21 protein-coding genes are annotated in these 17,659 nt (G+C 60.5%); 9 read left to right on the top strand and 12 right to left on the bottom strand.

Annotated features, from left to right (window positions below):
* Positions 1–77 precede the first annotated feature (77 nt).
* The gene (locus BM300_RS03915) at positions 78–1,151 is read right to left on the bottom strand and encodes an NAD(P)H-dependent flavin oxidoreductase (protein ID WP_092462067.1); all 1,074 of its coding nucleotides are present in this window, start codon (positions 1,149–1,151) and stop codon (positions 78–80) included.
* 149 nt (positions 1,152–1,300) lie between these two features.
* On the opposite strand from BM300_RS03915, the gene BM300_RS03910 reads away from it, so the two are divergent.
* Complete coding sequence (locus BM300_RS03910; protein WP_063320614.1) at positions 1,301–1,789, top strand: GyrI-like domain-containing protein; 489 nt, start codon at positions 1,301–1,303, stop codon at positions 1,787–1,789.
* On the opposite strand, the gene ada is transcribed toward BM300_RS03910, so the two are convergent.
* The 5 genes from ada to BM300_RS03885 form a co-directional block, all read right to left on the bottom strand.
* Positions 1,753–2,826 carry a bifunctional DNA-binding transcriptional regulator/O6-methylguanine-DNA methyltransferase Ada gene (gene ada / locus BM300_RS03905; protein WP_092462065.1) on the bottom strand — a complete coding sequence of 358 codons (1,074 nt, stop codon included), beginning with the start codon at positions 2,824–2,826 and terminating at the stop codon, positions 1,753–1,755. The genes BM300_RS03910 and ada overlap by 37 nt on opposite strands.
* An 88-nt stretch (positions 2,827–2,914) precedes the next feature.
* The gene (gene alkB, locus BM300_RS03900; protein WP_371856945.1) at positions 2,915–3,595 is read right to left on the bottom strand and encodes a DNA oxidative demethylase AlkB; all 681 of its coding nucleotides are present in this window, start codon (positions 3,593–3,595) and stop codon (positions 2,915–2,917) included.
* Positions 3,582–4,310 (bottom strand): 2OG-Fe(II) oxygenase, encoded by a 729-nt coding sequence (locus BM300_RS03895; protein ID WP_092462063.1) that lies wholly within the window; start codon positions 4,308–4,310, stop codon positions 3,582–3,584. The genes alkB and BM300_RS03895 overlap by 14 nt, the downstream gene beginning before the upstream one ends.
* A 301-nt stretch (positions 4,311–4,611) precedes the next feature.
* On the bottom strand, positions 4,612–4,782 hold the full coding sequence (locus tag BM300_RS30965) for a hypothetical protein (RefSeq protein ID WP_086936548.1): 171 nt from the start codon (positions 4,780–4,782) through the stop codon (positions 4,612–4,614).
* Positions 4,783–4,812: 30 nt separating this feature from the next.
* The gene (locus BM300_RS03885) at positions 4,813–5,115 is read right to left on the bottom strand and encodes a DUF1883 domain-containing protein (protein ID WP_003182962.1); all 303 of its coding nucleotides are present in this window, start codon (positions 5,113–5,115) and stop codon (positions 4,813–4,815) included.
* Positions 5,116–5,318: 203 nt separating this feature from the next.
* On the opposite strand from BM300_RS03885, the gene BM300_RS03880 reads away from it, so the two are divergent.
* Complete coding sequence (locus BM300_RS03880; RefSeq protein ID WP_003203007.1) at positions 5,319–5,669, top strand: hypothetical protein; 351 nt, start codon at positions 5,319–5,321, stop codon at positions 5,667–5,669.
* A gap of 109 nt (positions 5,670–5,778) precedes the next feature.
* Positions 5,779–6,009, top strand: coding sequence for a hypothetical protein (locus BM300_RS03875; protein WP_072348699.1), 231 nt, complete (start codon positions 5,779–5,781; stop codon positions 6,007–6,009).
* Here the strand turns inward: BM300_RS03875 and BM300_RS03870 are convergent, their stop codons facing one another.
* Together BM300_RS03870 and BM300_RS03865 are read right to left on the bottom strand one after the other, a co-directional pair.
* Positions 6,010–6,291: a hypothetical protein gene (locus BM300_RS03870; protein ID WP_063320618.1), complete on the bottom strand. Its 282-nt coding sequence runs from the start codon at positions 6,289–6,291 to the stop codon at positions 6,010–6,012.
* A 126-nt stretch (positions 6,292–6,417) separates the two neighbouring features.
* Complete coding sequence (locus BM300_RS03865; protein WP_063320619.1) at positions 6,418–6,633, bottom strand: hypothetical protein; 216 nt, start codon at positions 6,631–6,633, stop codon at positions 6,418–6,420.
* 234 nt (positions 6,634–6,867) lie between these two features.
* Between BM300_RS03865 and galU the strand changes: the two genes are divergently transcribed.
* The 4 genes from galU to ahpF all read left to right on the top strand — a co-directional run bounded on the left by galU (position 6,868) and on the right by ahpF (position 11,873).
* Complete coding sequence (gene galU / locus BM300_RS03860; RefSeq protein WP_003182953.1) at positions 6,868–7,707, top strand: UTP--glucose-1-phosphate uridylyltransferase GalU; 840 nt, start codon at positions 6,868–6,870, stop codon at positions 7,705–7,707.
* A 381-nt stretch (positions 7,708–8,088) separates the two neighbouring features.
* Positions 8,089–9,447 carry a glutathione-disulfide reductase gene (gene gorA / locus BM300_RS03855; RefSeq protein ID WP_092462061.1) on the top strand — a complete coding sequence of 453 codons (1,359 nt, stop codon included), beginning with the start codon at positions 8,089–8,091 and terminating at the stop codon, positions 9,445–9,447.
* A gap of 175 nt (positions 9,448–9,622) precedes the next feature.
* Positions 9,623–10,186 carry an alkyl hydroperoxide reductase subunit C gene (ahpC, locus tag BM300_RS03850; RefSeq protein ID WP_024617781.1) on the top strand — a complete coding sequence of 188 codons (564 nt, stop codon included), beginning with the start codon at positions 9,623–9,625 and terminating at the stop codon, positions 10,184–10,186.
* A gap of 124 nt (positions 10,187–10,310) precedes the next feature.
* Positions 10,311–11,873: an alkyl hydroperoxide reductase subunit F gene (ahpF, locus tag BM300_RS03845; protein ID WP_092462059.1), complete on the top strand. Its 1,563-nt coding sequence runs from the start codon at positions 10,311–10,313 to the stop codon at positions 11,871–11,873.
* A gap of 87 nt (positions 11,874–11,960) precedes the next feature.
* Here the strand turns inward: ahpF and gloA are convergent, their stop codons facing one another.
* The gene (gene gloA, locus BM300_RS03840; RefSeq protein WP_063320623.1) at positions 11,961–12,482 is read right to left on the bottom strand and encodes a lactoylglutathione lyase; all 522 of its coding nucleotides are present in this window, start codon (positions 12,480–12,482) and stop codon (positions 11,961–11,963) included.
* Positions 12,483–12,676: 194 nt separating this feature from the next.
* Here gloA and BM300_RS03835 point away from each other — a divergent pair, with 194 nt between their 5' ends.
* Entirely contained in the window at positions 12,677–13,204 is a 528-nt protein-coding gene (locus tag BM300_RS03835; RefSeq protein ID WP_063320624.1) for a DUF4946 domain-containing protein, read from the top strand.
* Positions 13,205–13,314: 110 nt separating this feature from the next.
* On the opposite strand, the gene BM300_RS03830 is transcribed toward BM300_RS03835, so the two are convergent.
* The 3 genes from BM300_RS03830 to BM300_RS03820 all read right to left on the bottom strand — a co-directional run bounded on the left by BM300_RS03830 (position 13,315) and on the right by BM300_RS03820 (position 16,406).
* Positions 13,315–13,680 carry a histone-like nucleoid-structuring protein, MvaT/MvaU family gene (locus tag BM300_RS03830; protein WP_003202992.1) on the bottom strand — a complete coding sequence of 122 codons (366 nt, stop codon included), beginning with the start codon at positions 13,678–13,680 and terminating at the stop codon, positions 13,315–13,317.
* A gap of 211 nt (positions 13,681–13,891) precedes the next feature.
* A complete protein-coding gene (locus BM300_RS03825) occupies positions 13,892–15,436 on the bottom strand; it encodes an EAL domain-containing protein (RefSeq protein ID WP_092462057.1) in 1,545 nt (514 codons plus the stop codon).
* A 106-nt stretch (positions 15,437–15,542) separates the two neighbouring features.
* Positions 15,543–16,406 carry a LysR family transcriptional regulator gene (locus tag BM300_RS03820; RefSeq protein WP_092462055.1) on the bottom strand — a complete coding sequence of 288 codons (864 nt, stop codon included), beginning with the start codon at positions 16,404–16,406 and terminating at the stop codon, positions 15,543–15,545.
* Between the two features lie 241 nt (positions 16,407–16,647).
* Between BM300_RS03820 and BM300_RS03815 the strand changes: the two genes are divergently transcribed.
* Positions 16,648–17,592 (top strand): DMT family transporter, encoded by a 945-nt coding sequence (locus BM300_RS03815; RefSeq protein WP_092144677.1) that lies wholly within the window; start codon positions 16,648–16,650, stop codon positions 17,590–17,592.
* Positions 17,593–17,659 lie beyond the last annotated feature (67 nt).

Raw genomic sequence — 17,659 nt, 5'->3', positions numbered from 1 at the left:
GCCGACAAACGGAACGTGGCATTTTGCCTGGGGAGCGAGGGAGCAAGCGATGGCGGCCTGACAGGCGATGACGGCTGTCAGGACCGCCCACGATTGTTGAATCGGGCCAATGCCTCTTCAGCCAACCGCCGGGTCAACTCGGCGCTCGACAGTTCGCGGCCCAGGGGAAACGCCTGGCCGGCCCACAGGTTGCTGAAGCCCGCTTCATCCTTGGCGCGCAGCGGCATCAACGCGCCGCCCGCCAGGGGAAAGGCCGGTGCGAGCGGGCTCATCGGGCCCACTTCGCGCATCACCCGGTTGACGATGCCTCGGGCCGGGCGCCCAGTGAACAGGTTGGTAACAGCGGTCTGGCTTTCCTTGACCGTGCGCAACGCGCGGTGATGGGAAGCGCTGATCTTCGCCTCGGGGGTGAACAGATAGGCGCTGCCCAGTTGCACCGCCGAGGCGCCCAGGGCGAACGCCGCGACGATCCCCCGTGCATCGCCAATGCCGCCGGTGGCGATCACCGGCACCTTCACCGCATCCACCACCTGCGGCAGCAAGGCAAACAGCCCGACTTGGGTGTTGAGGTCGTCGCTGAGGAACATCCCGCGATGACCACCGGCTTCGTAACCCATGGCAATGATCGCATCGCAACCATGCTGTTCCAGCCAGATGGCCTCCTCGACGGTAGTGGCCGAGGAAAGGATTTTCGCGCCAGTGGCCTTCACCCGATCCAGCAAGGATTTTTCCGGCAGGCCGAAATGAAAACTGACCACTTTGGGACGCATCTCTTCCAACACCTGGCAGGCGGCATCATCGAAGGGGGTGCGGTTGGACACCGGGGTCGGCGCGTCGAAGTCGACGCCCAGTTCCTGGTAGTACGGCTTGAGCCGTTGCTTCCAGGCCGCGGCCCGCTGTTCGTCGAAGGCCGGGGGCTGGTGACAGAAAAAATTCACGTTGAACGGCTTGTCGGTTTGCTCGCCGATGGTCGTCAGCGCCTGGCGCAGTTGTTCGACATCGAGCATCGCCGCCGGCATCGAACCCAGCCCGCCGGCATTGCACGTCGCGACCACCATGGCCGGCCCGGTCACCCCGGCCAGCGGCCCCTGAATGATGGGCAGCTCGATACCGAGCAGGTCAAGAATGCGAGTGTCTGGCCACTGGCTCATGGGCGGGGTCTCCGACGGCAGAAGGAAACAGCGGTTTTAGCAGGTGTGGACCGGCGAGGGCCAGTCGAGTTTTTCAATCGAGCGCTGCAACTTGATCCCGACGGTGGGAGGGTTACCATGCGGGCTTCATACATCAAGGAGCCCGATCCATGGACGTGAAACTCAAGACCGTCGAACCCTTCACCGTGGCCGGCCTGCAGGTGCGCACCCGCAACACCGACGAGCAGCAGCCCGGCACCGCCCGAATCGGCCCGATGTGGCAGCAGTTCTTCAACGAAGGGCTGTTCGACACGATTCCGGCCCGGCAGTCGGAGTCGTTCGTCTACGGGGTGTATTCCAACTACGAGTCCGACGCCACCGGCCACTTCGATGTGACGGCCGGGGTGCAGGTGGATGCGACCAGCGCAGGCTATCCCGCCGTGGACATCGAGGGCGGCGACTACCTGGTGTTTTCGGCCAAGGGGCCGATGCCCGATTGCGTGATCCAGACCTGGGGCCTGATCTGGGCATACTTCGCGGATAACCCGCAGACATTGCGCCGTTTCACCACCGATTTCGAGGTCTACAGCGGCCCCGACTCGGTGGCGATCTACATCGGCATTCAATCCCCGGATGAGCGCTCCAGCGCCAGCAACTGACGCTTGCGTTCCACGCCCCAGCGATAGCCCGACAGGTTGCCGTCGCTGCGTACCACCCGATGGCAAGGGATCGCCACCGCCAGGCTGTTGGCGCCGCAGGCCTGGGCCACGGCGCGCACGGCCTTGGGCATGCCGATGCGCTGGGCGATCTCGGCATAGCTGGCGGTGCTGCCTGCGGGAATGTCCCGCAAGGCTTGCCAGACCCGCTCCTGGAAGGCGGTGCCGCGCAGGTCCAAGGGCAGGTCCAAGCCTAGGGCCGGTGCTTCGATGAAGCCAACCACCTGGGCGATCAACTGCTCGAACTCGCGGTCGGCGCCGATCAGGTTGGCCCGGCGGAACTTGTCTTGCAGGTCGCGCACCAACGCGTCCGGGTCGTCCCCCAGCAGGATCGCGCACACGCCACGCTCGCTTTGCGCCACCAGGATTGCCCCGAGGGAGCATTGGCCGACGGCGAAACGAATGTCGGTGTTCTGCCCGGCGGCGCGATAGTCGGCGGGTTTCATGCCCAACACCTTGTCGGCAGCCTCATAAAAGCGGCTGTTGGAGTTGAAACCGGCGTCGTACAGCGCCTCGGTGATGCTGCCGCCATCGGCCAGGCGTTCGCGCACCTTGCGTGAGCGGTGGGCGGCGGCATAACCCTTGGGGGTCAGGCCGGTGACAGCCTTGAAGACCCGATGAAAATGGAACGGGCTCAACCCCGCGCTTTCTGCCAGCTGATTCAGGCCAGGCAGTTGCTCGGCCGCCTCGATTTGCCGGCAAGCGGCGGCAACCCGTGCCGCTTGTTGGGCGGCGATCTGGGTCTGGTCCCGGGCTACGCGCTTGCTGGGCCGATAACCGGCGGCCTGGGCCTGTTCCGGCGTGTCGAAGAACTCGACGTTGCGCGGGTTGGGCAGGCGCGACAGGCTGCTGGGGTGGCAATAGATGCCGGTGGTTTTCACGCCATAGACGAAGGTGCCGTCGGCGCGTGGATCCCGGGCGAGCACGGCGGCCCAGCGCGGATCCAGTTCAGGGGCGAGATGATTCGAAGTGCTGTTCATGGTCGTTATGTCCATTGGCCCGTTTTGGCTACAGTAGCGAGCCTGGGGAGCGGCGACACTCCGGGTCTTGCGGTTGAATTCTGCACCTTCATCCGGCGGTGCGAAACGTCAGGTTGATGCGCTGGGCGCCCAGGCGCGGATGCTCTCCCGCCTTGAGCGGCAGCACGCCGTGGTAACGCAACCGGTCCGTGCCACCCCAAACCACGATGTCACCATGGAACAGTGGCACACGCAGGCTTTTGTCGCTGCGCTCGAACCCGCCGAACTGAAACATTGCCGGCAGGCCCAGGGACATCGAGACGATAGGGGCGCTGAGTTGGCGTTCGTTTTTATCTTGATGCAACGACATCCGTGCGCCGGGCACGTAGCGGTTGATCAGGCAGGAGTCCGGCTCGAAATGCTCGAACCGTGCCTGCCGGGCGGCGGCCTGGGCCAGTTCGCGAAACACCGCCGGCATGGCGGGCCAGGGGTGGCCGGTCTGAGGATCAACGGCGCTATAGCGATAGCCGCTGCGGTCGGTGGTCCAGCCCAGCGTGCCACAACTGCTCAAGGCCACCGACATGGTAAAGCCGCCAGGTGTGACCATCTGCCGGAACGGCGCGGCCTGCAACACGGTTTCCAGGGCCGGCAGCAAACGGTCGAGCCAGGGCAGGGCAAAGCCACGCAACACGAACGATTGCGGGCCAATCTGTTCGACCTGGCCGGGCGTTGTCGGCGTCTCGTCGGCGAACAGGTCCAGGGTGATCGGGTTGTCGTCATTGCGCATCATGAAAAATGATTCCCAAGGTGTGCCGCCTACCGTCGTGCACGCGGCTGACGCCATGGCGCATGTTCACTCGATAATAACCGCGAACGCCTTTGACGGGCCGCTGATGCACCGCGAACACCACTGCGTCACCCTGTTTCAGATCGATGACCTGCGGCCGCGACTGCATGCGCGGACGTTGTTCGGTCAGCACGAACTCGCCCCCGGTAAAGTCCTGGCCCGGTGCCGACAGCAGGATCGCGACCTGCAGCGGGAACACCTGCTCGCCGTACAGATCCTGGTGCAGGCAGTTGTAGTCCTGGGGGCCGTATTGCAGCAACAATGGCGTCGGGCGTTGCTGCCCGGCGGCATGGCAGCGCTGGATGAAATCGGCATGCCGGTCGGGATAGCGCACCTCTAGGCCCATGCACGCGTTCCAGCGGTTGGCCAGCGGTACCAGCAGCGGATACAACGACTGACGCAGTTGCTGGACGAGGTCAGGCAGCGGGTAACGAAAATACTGATACTCGCCGCGCCCGAATCCATGGCGGGCCATGATCACCCGCGAACGAAAAAGCCCGCTCTCTGCGTACAGACCACTGAGCATTCGACATTGCGTGGCGGGCAGCAGGTTGCGGATGAGCGCGCTGCCGTCCTGCTCGAGACCGTGTTCCAGGGCCGACCAATCCAGTTGATTTATTCGTTGGGTCAGTGAGGGCAGATGCGGGGGAGTGGGCATGATGACAATCCTTGGTGCAAAGGATTGGTCAGTCTGGAGGGTGTTTCGTTGGTCAGCACTCCGGTTCTTGCGATGCATCAATGTCCTGAGTCACTCCCGTCAGCAGGCACGACAAATCCCCTGTGGCGAGGGAGCTTGCTCCCGCTCGACTGCGCAGCAGTCGTAAAACCTGCCAGCGCGGTCTGCCTGCAAGAATGCACCAGGCAATTGGGGCGGCTTCGCCGCCCAGCGGGAGCAAGCTCCCTCGCCACAAAAGCATCGTGCCCGCCCTGGTGCCACAAACATTTATCAGGGTGAGTCTTTACAGCGCCTTGCTGACACTGACGTTGCTAATCACATCGTCGGTTTCGCCATGCAGCTTTTGCAACGCGGCTCGGGCTTCTTCCTCGGTGCCGGTTTCCAGTTGCGCGAATTCGAAGCGGCGTTCGTCGTTGAGCTTGTACTTGATGACGTATTTGGTCGTCTGGGCCACGGTTTTGCCTGTCTTGAAAGTGGGCGAGGCTCAGCTCAGCTTCGAGCTGGAACGCCGGATGATTTTGATCTTGTGGGTCAGGGTCGGCTTGCGCGTGACGCTGATTGCACGGCGGTTGACGGTGTCGATGGTGATGTTCCAGAAACCGGTGCTAGGGGCAGTGATCCGGGCCGGGAAGGTGTCGAACGCGCCGCCGTGATACGTGTGCCGACCGCCGTTCTTGAAGCTACGGAAGTTGGCGTCGTTCATCAAACGGATGTTGCACATTTGGGAGCATTCGATGACGACAATGTCGTCTTCGTTCAGGTGCTCGCGCTGGTGGATGAATTTCATGGGCGCCTCCAGAAGGGCTTTTTCTACAAAATCAAAACGATAGCAAGGGGCAATGACGCGCAGTTTATCAGCCCCGAGTGTTAATATCCGGCCCGCGCTCCAGGCTTTGTTCATTTATTGCAGGTTGCGGGAAAAATAAAGCTGTGCGGCGCCGGAGAAAAACGGGGCCTGCACTGTCGGAGGATCTTTATCGGAGGAATCATATGAAGCGCAGCGTGTGGGTGTTGGCATTGGCCATGAGTGGATGTGCATCGGTATCGGACATCAACCAGACGCCCCCCACCATGAGCGTCATCTCCGGAAAGAAACCTCACGAATATGCCAAGTGTGTTTCCGACAAACTGGCCAAAAGCCGTGGTCCGCTGCAAGTGGAGCCACACAAGAATGGTGTTCGACTGATCGTCCCGGGCAAACTGTCGACCCTGCCGGCGGCGGTGTTCGATATTGACGAGCGCTCCAGCGGCAGCAGCATCAAGCTGCACGAAAGCATGTCCAATGTACCGGTGCGTCCGGGCGACGTGCAGGATGCGGCCAACGCCTGCATTTCCGGCTGATCACATTCCGCGCCTGACGAGCGGACCGGGCATCGGATAAACTACTGCCCTCGACAAAAGATGCCGCCACGGTTCACGTTGGCGGCATTGTCATTTATGGAGCCAGTCGATGAAACGCGAGCAGGTGCGCGAGCGCCATGCAGAAGGTCTTATCTGTGCCACCCACGTGATTCAGAACCCGGCGAGCCCGGGCGAATGGATCGTGTTCTTCAAGAAAAGCGCCGGGCGCAGTTTTTTCCTGGTGGATGACCAGGACGAAGTGGAGTCCTTCAGCCGTCTTGATGAACTGATCGAAACCTTGCGCGGGCTGGGCATCAAGTTTGCCGAGATCCACATTTGATTACTTGCAGACCACCACGACACTGCGGCTGGTGAAGTTACCGACGTCGACGCCCAGGGTCTTCTCGCTTTCCTTGGCCTGGGGTGTGCCGTCGGTGCCGACGATGCGGTAGCCGGTGCCGGCACAGGACGCGTCAGCCTTTTCGTAGCACGTCGCCCAGGAGTTGGCCTCGCCCGAGCAGTCGATGGCCAAGCCTTGCTCGCCGTTATCGAGATAGGTTTTTTCGGCCGAGGCACAGCCCGCCAGGGCCAGGACTGTAAACAGTGCCAGAAGTGTCTTCATGGGATCGTCATCGAGAAGGGAAGGGCAACGGCGAGATTATAGCGAATGGCCATTGCGGTACAGCTAAAGTACAGCTGAACCAGCCTCGTTCAATGCCCGGGTGGCATCTACTAGAGGCTCGTCTGGTTATTTCTTGCGGCGGGGGCTGCGTGCGGGAGCGGTGTCGCGTTCTTTCGCCGCCGGGGCAGCGCGCTCATCCTGGAATACCGCGGCCACTTCCACCGCCATGGCCTTGCTGGGCAAGGGACCGGCGACCTGCTCGCCGTGGTAGTTGATAATCCACCACTGGCCGTCCTTGCCCTGGCTGACCGAATAGCCGTTTGCGTTTCTTGTTACCGACATCTAGCTGCCTCATTGGCGTGATCAAGGGCGCCATGATACGTCAAATGCTCGCAAACAGCGCCTACTGGCGTACAGTGGGTCCGCTGCAGCCATCGAAACGAAAGGCGATTGAACTATCCGCCGTTTTTTATTTCTCTATGATGGCACCGGTTGGCCAGTGCGGGCATTGTAAGGTGCCCGTCGCCTGATTAGACTGCGCCGAAACTCGTACACACCGCCTTTTCAAGGACTTATATGATCAAGAAATGCTTGTTCCCAGCAGCCGGTTACGGTACTCGCTTCCTGCCAGCGACTAAAGCCATGCCCAAAGAAATGCTGCCGGTGGTGAACAAGCCACTGATCCAGTACGGCGTCGAAGAAGCCCTCGATGCGGGCCTGACGGAAATTTCCATCGTCACCGGCCGCGGCAAACGCGCCCTGGAAGACCATTTCGACATCAGCTACGAGCTGGAGAATCAGATCAAGGGCACCGACAAGGAAAAATACCTGGTCGGTATCCGCAAACTGCTGGATGAGTGCTCGTTCTCCTACACCCGCCAGACTGAAATGAAAGGCCTGGGTCACGCGATCCTGACCGGCCGCCCACTGATCGGTGACGAACCGTTTGCCGTGGTCCTGGCGGACGACCTGTGCGTCAACCTCGAAGGCGACGGCGTACTGACGCAGATGGTCAAGTTGTACAAGCAGTTCCGCTGTTCCATCGTGGCAATCCAGGAAGTCGATCCGCAGGAAACCAACAAGTACGGCGTGATTGCTGGCGAAATGATCCGTGACGACATCTACCGCGTTCACAGCATGGTTGAAAAACCAAAACCTGAAGACGCACCGTCGAACCTGGCGATCATCGGTCGCTACATCCTGACCCCGGACATCTTCGACCTGATCGAACAGACCGAGCCAGGCAAGGGCGGCGAAATCCAGATCACCGACGCCCTGATGAAACAGGCCCAGAACGGCTGCGTCATGGCCTACAAGTTCAAAGGCAAGCGTTTCGACTGCGGTGGCGCCGAAGGCTACATCGACGCGACCAACTTCTGCTTCGAGAACTTCTACAAGACCGGCAAGGCTTACTGATAGCCTGCGCCGCGCCTTGAAAAACGCCCCGACTGGTTCGGGGCGTTTTTTTTTGGAAAATCACCAGGCAGTTCAAGCCCGATAGGCACACAGAACCCTGTGGCGAGGGGATTTATCCCCGTTGGGCTGCGCAGCAGCCCCAACATCCGGATGCGATCAGCCTGATACACCGCCGTTGCAGGCTTTAGGACTGCTGCGCAGCCCAACGGGGATAAATCCCCTCGCCACAAGTGGGTGAGGCAGGCCTTGGTTCGTCGCTCAGCCACAAGAAGGTGGTCGCGAAGTCCGGCTGGCTTTTTCACTTTCCGCCCCCATAACCATCGCAACGCTGCCTCAGGCGAAAACAGCAGGTATGCTGATGACCTGCCGAAGGAGATAGAAATGGCCTACGATTTTGACTTGTATGTGATTGGCGCCGGTTCCGGCGGTGTGCGGGCTGCACGGTTTGCCGCCGGTTTCGGCGCCAAGGTGGCTGTGGCGGAAAGCCGCTACCTGGGTGGGACCTGCGTGAACGTGGGCTGTGTGCCGAAAAAACTGCTGGTCTACGGCGCGCACTACGCCGAGGACTTCGAACAGGCGTCGGCCTACGGCTGGACGGCGGGCGAGGCGAGTTTCGACTGGGCCACGCTGATCGCCAACAAGGACCGGGAAATCAATCGCCTCAACGGGATTTATCGCAACCTGCTGGTTAACAGCGGCGTCGTACTGCACGAAGGCCACGCCAGGATCACCGGGCCCCATGAGGTCGAGATCAACGGCCAGCGCTACACCGCCAAACACATCCTGGTCGCCACGGGTGGGTGGCCGGTGATCCCGGACATTCCGGGGCGCGAGCATGCCATCAGCTCCAACGAAGCGTTCTTTCTCAAGGAACTGCCCAAGCGCGTCATCGTCGTGGGCGGCGGCTACATCGCGGTGGAGTTCGCCGGGATTTTCCACGGCATGGGGGCGCAGACGTCCTTGCTCTATCGCGGTGAGCTGTTCCTGCGCGGCTTTGACGGTGCGGTGCGCAAGCACCTGGCAGACGAGCTGACCCGCCGTGGCCTGGACCTGCAATTCAACGCTGACATCAAGTCCATCGAAAAACTGGACGATGGCAGCCTCAGGGTCGAGCTCAAGGATGGCAAGACGTTGCTCACCGATTGCGTGTTCTACGCCACCGGTCGGCGGCCGATGCTCGACAACCTGGGCCTGGAAACCACCGGTGTCACGCTGGACGAGAAGGGCTTTATCCAGGTCAACGAAAAATACGAGACCACCGAGCCGTCGATCCTGGCCATTGGCGATGTGATCGGTCGTGTCCAGCTCACACCCGTGGCCCTGGCCGAGGGCATGGCGGTTGCGCGACGTCTGTTCAAGCCCGAGCAATATCGCCTGGTGGATTACCGGATGATCCCCACCGCCGTGTTCAGCCTGCCGAATATCGGCACGGTTGGCCTGACGGAAGAGCAGGCCCGGGAAGAAGGCCATGAGGTGCAGATTTTCGAAAGCCGCTTCCGGCCGATGAAACTGAGCTTGACCGACTGCCAGGAGCGCACGCTGATGAAACTGGTGGTGGATGCCCGGACTGACAAGGTGCTGGGTTGCCACATGGTCGGGCCGGATGCCGGGGAAATCGTCCAGGGCCTGGCCATTGCGCTCAAGGCTGGCGCCACCAAGCGCGATTTCGATGAAACCATCGGCGTACATCCGACTGCGGCCGAGGAGTTCGTCACCATGCGCACGCCCGTAGCCTCCTGATCGCCAGGCGAACATAGGGCGAGCGAGGTTGCTCGCCCTATTAGGTTTTCTTCTATCTATTTAACTGCTCATAGCCAAAACCAATCATTCGCATGAGGTTTGCCAATGAGCCAGCCCGGGGACGAGTGGTTAAGATTCCCTCCATCAACTTTTCAACCCTGATGGAGAAACATCGATGCCTATCATCAACAGCCAAGTTAAACCGTTCAACGCTACCGCTTTCAAAAACGGCGAATTCGTTCCGGTATCGGACGCCGATCTGAAAGGCAAGTGGTCTGTCGTGTTCTTCTACCCAGCCGACTTCACCTTCGTTTGCCCAACCGAGCTGGAAGACCTGGCCGACAACTACGCCGAATTCAAGAAGCTGGGCGTCGAAATCTACAGCGTTTCCACCGACACTCACTTCGCCCACGCCGCCTGGCACAACACTTCGCCAGCCATCGGCAAGATCCAGTACACCATGATCGGCGACCCGACCCACGTCATCTCCCGCAACTTCGACGTGCTGATCGAAGAAGTCGGCCTGGCTGACCGCGGTACTTTCGTGATCAACCCAGAAGGCCAGATCAAGATCGTCGAGATCAACGACGGTGGTGTCGGCCGTGACGCTTCCGAGCTGCTGCGCAAGGTCAAGGCCGCCCAGTACGTCGCCGCTCACCCGGGCGAAGTCTGCCCAGCCAAGTGGAAAGAAGGCGAGGCCACCCTGGCTCCGTCCCTGGACCTGGTCGGCAAGATCTAAGACCGTGAGTCCCTTGAGGGCGGTCATCCGCACCTAAGCAAGCTGCACCGCCCACAAAAAACGCCCGGGCGAGATTCGCTCGGGCGTTGTTTTTTCTGAAATTCAAAAAATGGAAATCGCCCGTATGTTGGACGCCAATCTTAAAGCTCAGTTGAAGTCATACCTGGAACGGGTCACCCAGCCGATCGAGATCGTCGCTTCCCTCGATGACGGTGCGAAATCCCAGGAAATGCTTGCGTTACTCAAAGACGTCGCCAGTCTTTGCGACCAGATTACTTTGCTCGACAACGGCACCGATGCGCGCAAGCCTTCGTTTTCGTTGAATCGCCCGGGTGCCGATATCAGCCTGCGTTTTGCCGGCATCCCCATGGGCCACGAATTCACTTCGCTGGTGCTGGCCTTGCTGCAAGTCGGCGGTCACCCATCGAAGGCCAGTGTCGAGGTTATCGAACAGATCCGCTCCCTCAAGGGCGAGTTCAACTTCGAGACCTATTTCTCGCTGTCGTGCCAGAACTGCCCGGACGTGGTCCAGGCACTGAACCTGATGGCGGTGCTGAACCCGAACATTCGCCACGTCGCCATCGACGGCGCGCTGTTCCAGGCCGAAGTCGATGAACGGCAGATCATGGCCGTGCCCAGCATCTACCTGAACGGCGTGAACTTTGGCCAGGGCCGCATGGGCCTGGAAGAGATTCTTGCCAAGATCGACACCAGCGGTATCGAGCGCCAGGCCGAGAAGATCAGCGCCAAGGATGCGTTCGATGTGCTGGTGGTGGGCGGTGGCCCGGCCGGTGCTTCGGCGGCGATCTATGCGGCCCGTAAAGGCATCCGCACCGGTGTGGCGGCCGAGCGTTTCGGCGGGCAGGTGCTCGACACCATGGCCATCGAGAACTTCATCTCGGTCCAGGAAACCGAAGGGCCGAAACTGGCCGTCGCCCTGGAAGAACACGTCAAGCAGTACGACGTGGACATCATGAACCTGCAACGTGCCGACGCCTTGGTGCCAGGCAAGGCCGGCGGGTTGCATGAAATCAAGTTCGCCAGCGGTGCGAGCCTCAAGGCCAAGACCGTGATCCTGGCGACTGGTGCCCGCTGGCGTGAAATGAACGTGCCGGGCGAGCAGCAGTATCGCAACAAGGGCGTGGCGTACTGCCCGCACTGCGACGGTCCGCTGTTCAAAGGCAAGCGCGTGGTGGTGATCGGCGGTGGTAACTCCGGTGTCGAGGCGGCCATCGACCTGGCCGGTATCGTCGCCCACGTCACCTTGCTGGAGTTCGATGTGCAATTGCGTGCCGACGCGGTATTGCAGCGCAAGCTGCACAGCCTGCCGAACGTGACGGTGATTACCAATGCCCAGACCACCGAAGTGACTGGAGACGGTCAGAAGGTCAATGGCTTGCGCTACAAGGACCGTCCGAGCGGTGACGTGCGGGATGTGGAGTTGGAGGGGATCTTCGTGCAGATCGGCTTGCTGCCCAACACCGATTGGCTCAAAGGCACCGTCGAGCTGTCGCCACGGGGTGAGATTATCGTCGATGCCCGGGGTGAAACCTCGATCCCTGGCGTGTTCGCCGCCGGTGACGTGACCACCGTGCCGTACAAGCAGATCGTGATTGCCGTAGGCGAGGGCGCCAAGGCTTCGCTGAGTGCCTTCGACCACCTGATCCGCACCTCCGCGCCGGCATAAGCAGCCGAAAGCGGCAAGACAAAACCCCATGGGCCTGGCTCATGGGGTTTTTTATCGGCCCTTATTTTGCGGGAGCGGTGGTGAGGTTTACAGCGGTGCAGGCTGGATGATTTCCACCCAGTAGCCATCCGGGTCCTTGATGAACGCCAGGCTTTTCATGCGACCGTCGTTCAGGCGTTTCTGGAAATCGCAGCCCAATGCTTCGAAGCGCTCGCAGGCGGCGGCGACGTCCGGTACCGAGATGCAGATGTGGCCGAAGCCGCGTGGGTCGGTGTTGCCGTTATGGTAGGCGAAAGCCGGGTCGCTTTCGGTGCCATGGTTGTGGGTCAGTTCCAGGATGCCAGGGATCGACTTCATCCATTCGGTCCGCGCCGCTGCGTCCGCCGGGATCTGGTTCTTGTCCACCAGCGCCAGGAAATACAGGCTGAATTCGGCTTCCGGGAAGTCGCGTTTTTCCACCAGCGAGAAACCCAGCACGCGGGTGTAGAAATCCAGGGACTTGGTGATGTCCTTGACGCGCAACATGGTGTGGTTGAAGACGAACTTGGCCGTGGCAGCGTCGGGTTGGGCGGTGACGCCAGGGAAAGTGTTGAGTTCGTGCAGGCTCATGGGCCCTCCGGATATAAGTGGGGCAAACGGCGTCGCACGCTTGGTTGCGACGGTTCCTGGGCTTGCGTCAGACGGCTTCCTTGCAGGTGCGAGCATGATACGCAAGGGAAGCGGTGTCGCCAAACCGTGTGTGGCTATTGCCTGCTTCTGTCTCGGGCTTCAGACTTTACGATTCGCCCTTGAGTGCCAACGCAATGATTCGACCGTTCCTTTCGCTGTTTGTCCTGCTGTTTGCCTGCATTGCGAGTGTCGGCGGCGTCCAGGCGGACGAACCGCAGATCGCCTGGCCCCAAGGCTGGGTTGTCGAGCCTCTGCCCGCCGACGCCGCGGCACCGGGCCCCTTGCGACAACGTGCAACCAAGAGCGATTCGGCAGGCAATGCCGTGATGGTCATGGAATTGACCACGACTACCATCGAACCCGATCACCAGGTCAACTTGCAAGGCGTGTTGCTGGAAATGCGCAAATCGATCCAGAAGGATTTCTTCCAGGGCGGTTACCAAAGTGTGTGCAATAAAATCCATGCTTCCATGTTGGGCGGCGTAACTGCGTTGGAAACCACTTGTACGATCACGCAAAACGGACGACATGTATTGTCTCAGGCACTCGTCGCGGCACTAAATGAGGGCAAGGCTTATGTGCTGTCCTATGCAGGGCAGGCGCAGGTGTTTGTTGAAAGCCAGGATGAAATACAGTCGGTGCGAAACAGTTTGAAACTATAACGCCGTCAGCGTAGTACGCTCGGAATTTAATCCAAAAGTTTAGCCCATAAAAAAGCCCTGAGTGTATTCAGGGCTTTTTTGCATCATGGACGCTGTCAACCGCGCCCGTGTCAACCACGCAACCAAGAGTCGACGGTAGCTGCACCGTACTGTTCTTTCCAGGCTTTCAGGCCGCGGTGATTGCCGCCCTTGGTCTCGATCAACTCACCGGTGTGCGGGTTCTGGTAAACCTTTACCACTCGCGCACGGCGGGTCTTGATGGGTTTGGTCGATTGCAGGCTTGCCTTGGACGGGTTCGGGTCGAGGATCGCGACGATGTCGCGCAGGCTCTTGCCGTAGGTTTTCATCAGTCCCTGGAGCTTTTCCTCGAATTCGATTTCCTTCTTGAGCCCGGCATCGTTCTTCAGCGATTCCAACTGCTTGAGCTGTTCTTGAAGGGCCTTTTCGGCTGCACGAAATTCAGCGAGTCTGGACAAAATCGTTACTCCAATCAAAATATTTGGCTGATACCAACCGCAAACAAAGCTATAAGCCGAGCGCCTTGGTGTTAATGACTCTCCTGCTATCTGGCACAGGTAGAAAAATTGTAGTAGTTAATCCGTAAAGTGTAAATCGTAACTTTTTCGTTATGTAACAACAGCAAAAGCTTTTATCAGTTGGGCATCGTCGTCAATAGATCGGCGGCGGTTAACTGCCATTAAGCCCGGTCAAGGTCTCAATGAACGCCTGTCCGCTAATCGGTCGACCAAATAGATAACCCTGTAGAAAGTTCACCCCATGGGCGCTCAGGTAGTCGCTTTGCTCGACGGTTTCGACCCCCTCGGCCACCATGTCCAGGCCCAGCTTGCCCGACAGTTCGATGATGCTGTCGAGCAGGTGCCGTGACAGAGTATCGGCACCGATCATCGCGACAAAACTCTGGTCGATCTTCAAGAAGTCCACATTGAATTGACGCAAGTACGCCAGGCTGGAATGACCCGTACCGAAATCGTCGAGGGCGATCTTGACGCCCAGCTCCCGCAGTTGGTCGAACAGTTGCCGGGTAACGGGCGTAGGTTCGATCAACTCGCGCTCGGTCAACTCCAGCACCAGGGCAATCGTACCCGGCGCGAAGGCGGCGAGAAATTCGCGACAATCGTCCACCAGCGCCAGATCCTGGCAGTGGCGGGCGGTGATGTTGATGCCAACATGAAACGGCGCTTCCAGTTGAGGCGCCAGCGGTTCCAGCAGGCGCATGGTCTGCTGCATCAGCGCCCGGGTCATCGGTACGATCAGGCCGCTGTGTTCGGCGAAGGGAATGAACAGGTCCGGGCGAACCAGGCCTTCCTTGGGGTGGTTCCAGCGCATCAGCACTTCGACGCCGGCCCAGCGTTTGCTGTCGCTGTGTACGACCGGTTGCAGATAGGGCACGAACTCGCCGGCTTCCAGGGCCCGTTGCAGTTCACGACTGGGCGAGGAGGCGCGTTTTTGCAGCCAGTGTCCGAGGGTCCCGGCCACGACGCCGAAGAAGATCAGCAAGCTGAACAGCGGCGGATATTCCCTGGCCATGTAGCGCCAGGTTTCACCCTCGTCGAAGCCGGCTTCTACATTGAAGGCGTAGCGCGATGACCCCAGCTCATGCTGGGCGACCGGCAGCCCGGGCATGGGCGCTGGCCGGACCTTGCCGTCCGCCGCCAGCCAGTTCGGCCCGACTTGCAGCCGTAGCCGGGTCTGGCGGCCGATCAAGCGCAAGACGTTCGTCAGGTGGTACCCGTCAAGCGTGGCCAAGGCGCCTTGATGGCCCTCGTTGAGCCGGTAAATCAGCAGCGCGGTGTTCGGCGTGACCGGGTTGCCGTCCATGAGCCACAAGCTGCCTTGATGGTAGTCGCTCGGGTTGACGCGTTCCTCGAAGGCACCGAACAGCGAGCTGCAATACAGGTTGTTGTCCCAGACAAGGTTGGTCGAACGGACAAAGGGCCGGCGCGTCACTTGTTCGCGTAATGCCAGCTTCACCGCTTCGCAGGGCTGGCCGGCCAGGGGTAATAGTTCATGGGCCGCCAAGGCCGTGTTGTCGAGCATCAGTTCGATCTGCCTGACCAGTTCCTCGGCAGTCTGCCGGGTGTGTTGCGCCAGCGTCCGTTCGGCCTGCATGTACAAAATGGCCAGCCCTGACAGCATCGGTACCAGGCCGCAAAGCAGGGTGACGAGCGCGCGACGGGGCCGGGTGTGCGAGCGTGTGGCGGTCAAGGGCATCGGCACAACCTGAGAAGAAAAGGGATGAGGGGGAATCGTCGGATGCCGTCCATGATAGATGGCTTGCCGAGCGCTTGCTGACCGCAGCGTGACTGTGGGAGCGGGCTCATGACTGTCGGGCCAGCTCGATGAACGCCAGGGTGGCGGGCGAGACCTGGCGGCTGTCCAGGACTGCCAGGCCAATCTGACGCGGCACTCGTGGGGACAAGGGGCGGGCAACGTAACCGGGATTTCCATCGTCCGGCAACGACCCCTCGGACACCACGCTCACCGCCTCACCGCGCCTGACTATATCCAGGGTGCTGAGCAGTTGCGAACAACGAAAACGCACATTCGGGGTCAGCCGGGCGGCATTGAACAGGCGCGAAACCAGTTCCGCCGATCCGGCCTCGGTGTGCACGAAGGGGTCGTTGCACAGGTCCTTGAGGCTCAGGCTGGCCTGGGCGGTGAGGGGATGGTTTGTGGGCAGCAGGGCGACCATCTGATCTTCCATCAGCATGAACGTATCGAAACGCTCCTCGGGCAGCACCACGAAGCCGACGTCTATCCGCCGTTCGTCCAGCCATTGGAGGACCTGCCTGTCGGGCCCTTCATCGATGTGCACTTCGATGCCCGGGTGCAAGTCTCGATAGCGCCGCAGGATACCGGGCAACAGTTTCATCGATGACGTCGGCCCGAACGAGCCGATGCGCAAGGTGCCTCGGCGCATGCCTCGGGCATCGGCGGCTTCCTGGCGCAAGGTGTTGGCCAGCCCGAGCATGGCCCGGGCCCGCAGCAGCAATTGCTGACCAATGTCGCTGAGTTCCACCTGGGATTGATGACGCCTGAGCAATTCCACGCCCAATTCTTGTTCCAGGGACTTGATGGCGTGGGACACCGCTGACTGGCCGATGCCCAGACGCGTTGCCGCCGCCGTGAACCCCCGCAGCTCGGCGACCAGGGAGAAGATTTCGAGTTGGGTGAGGGTCATGAGGGTTTGCTCATTTTACGATGATTAAGCATGAGCGTGATGATGAGGCATCTGATTCGAATCAGAAAGCAATACAGAACTTTTGTGGCGAGGGGATTTATCCCCGTTGGGGCGCGAAGCGACCCCCTCGAACTCCAGACACACCGAGTCGTCAGGTTTGGGGCCGCTGCGCAGCCCAGCGGGGATAAATCCCCTCGCCACAGGTTTTGTGAGTGACTTCACTTACAGGTTTCGGTGCACCATGAAAACCCTCGAACAAACCCTCCCAACCCCGTCAGACCTGCCGGTCTACCTGAAGCTCGCCATGGTCACCATGATCTGGGGCGGGACCTTCGTCGCCGGCCGGATCCTTTCCGATGCCTTGGCGCCGATGTTTGCCGCCAGCCTGCGTTTCCTGTTGGCGAGTATCGCGCTGCTGGCATTTCTCGCCCTGGCCGGGATCCCGCTGGCCAGGCCCAGTGTGAAGCAGGGGCTGCACTTGGCCGCGCTGGGGTTCTTCGGCATCTTTTTCTACAACCTGTGCTTCTTCTATGGCTTGCAGTACATCAACGCGTCGCGGGCTTCGCTGATCGTGGCCTTGAACCCAGCGGTGATCGGGCTGGCGTCCTGGTGGTTGTTCAAGGAGCGGTTGAGCCGCTTGAAAGTGGCGGGCATCGTGCTCTGCATCGGTGGGGCGGGGCTGGTAATCGTCAGTCGTGATCCGTCCTTGTTGCAAGGCGCCGCGCAGGGTTGGATCGGCGACCTGCTGATTTTTGGTTGCGTGCTGGGCTGGGGCATCTATTCGCTGTTTTCCAGGCGCTTGAATGACAGCCTCGGCCCCTTGCAGACCGTGACCTGGTCGATTCTGCTGGGCACGCTGATGTTGTGGCTGGCCTGCGCGGCGGCGGGCGAGATTCGTGTCGAAGCCCTGCGCGCGCTGGATTTGGAGCAATGGCTGAGCCTGTTGTACCTCGGCGTGCTGGGCTCGGCCTTGGCCTATATCGCCTGGTATGACGGCATTCGCCGGATCGGTGCGACCCGTTCCGGGGTGTTCATCGCGCTCAATCCGTTGACGGCGGTGCTGTTGGGGGCGCTGCTGCTGGACGAACGGCTCACGGCCTTGATGTGTGTCGGCGGGGGCGTGATTCTGGTGGGCATTTTCCTGTGCAACAAACCCCTTGCGCGGGCGAAGGAAAAGGCGATTTGATACAGAAGGCGGACAAACCAGGTTACGCTGTGTAGAATAGAGTTACGCATATAAGAATAACGTCTTC

Source organism: Pseudomonas sp. NFACC46-3 (genome assembly GCF_900114515.1).
GTDB classification, from domain to species: Bacteria; Pseudomonadota; Gammaproteobacteria; order Pseudomonadales; family Pseudomonadaceae; genus Aquipseudomonas; species Aquipseudomonas fluorescens_Q.
This window is presented reverse-complemented; position numbering and strand designations above follow the sequence as displayed.

Coding starts and splice junctions, on each gene's coding strand:
- galU (WP_003182953.1), top strand. CDS start 6,868: ATGATCAAGAAATGCTTGTTCCCAGCAGCCGGTTACGGTACTCGCTTC.
- BM300_RS03820 (WP_092462055.1), bottom strand. CDS start 16,406: ATGACCCTCACCCAACTCGAAATCTTCTCCCTGGTCGCCGAGCTGCGG.
- ahpF (WP_092462059.1), top strand. CDS start 10,311: ATGTTGGACGCCAATCTTAAAGCTCAGTTGAAGTCATACCTGGAACGG.
- alkB (WP_371856945.1), bottom strand. CDS start 3,595: ATGATGCGCAATGACGACAACCCGATCACCCTGGACCTGTTCGCCGAC.
- BM300_RS03880 (WP_003203007.1), top strand. CDS start 5,319: ATGAAGCGCAGCGTGTGGGTGTTGGCATTGGCCATGAGTGGATGTGCA.
- BM300_RS03895 (WP_092462063.1), bottom strand. CDS start 4,310: ATGCCCACTCCCCCGCATCTGCCCTCACTGACCCAACGAATAAATCAA.
- BM300_RS03885 (WP_003182962.1), bottom strand. CDS start 5,115: ATGAAATTCATCCACCAGCGCGAGCACCTGAACGAAGACGACATTGTC.
- BM300_RS03910 (WP_063320614.1), top strand. CDS start 1,301: ATGGACGTGAAACTCAAGACCGTCGAACCCTTCACCGTGGCCGGCCTG.
- BM300_RS03875 (WP_072348699.1), top strand. CDS start 5,779: ATGAAACGCGAGCAGGTGCGCGAGCGCCATGCAGAAGGTCTTATCTGT.
- gloA (WP_063320623.1), bottom strand. CDS start 12,482: ATGAGCCTGCACGAACTCAACACTTTCCCTGGCGTCACCGCCCAACCC.
- BM300_RS03825 (WP_092462057.1), bottom strand. CDS start 15,436: ATGCCCTTGACCGCCACACGCTCGCACACCCGGCCCCGTCGCGCGCTC.
- BM300_RS03865 (WP_063320619.1), bottom strand. CDS start 6,633: ATGTCGGTAACAAGAAACGCAAACGGCTATTCGGTCAGCCAGGGCAAG.
- ahpC (WP_024617781.1), top strand. CDS start 9,623: ATGCCTATCATCAACAGCCAAGTTAAACCGTTCAACGCTACCGCTTTC.
- BM300_RS03915 (WP_092462067.1), bottom strand. CDS start 1,151: ATGAGCCAGTGGCCAGACACTCGCATTCTTGACCTGCTCGGTATCGAG.
- BM300_RS03815 (WP_092144677.1), top strand. CDS start 16,648: ATGAAAACCCTCGAACAAACCCTCCCAACCCCGTCAGACCTGCCGGTC.
- gorA (WP_092462061.1), top strand. CDS start 8,089: ATGGCCTACGATTTTGACTTGTATGTGATTGGCGCCGGTTCCGGCGGT.
- BM300_RS03870 (WP_063320618.1), bottom strand. CDS start 6,291: ATGAAGACACTTCTGGCACTGTTTACAGTCCTGGCCCTGGCGGGCTGT.
- ada (WP_092462065.1), bottom strand. CDS start 2,826: ATGAACAGCACTTCGAATCATCTCGCCCCTGAACTGGATCCGCGCTGG.
- BM300_RS03835 (WP_063320624.1), top strand. CDS start 12,677: ATGATTCGACCGTTCCTTTCGCTGTTTGTCCTGCTGTTTGCCTGCATT.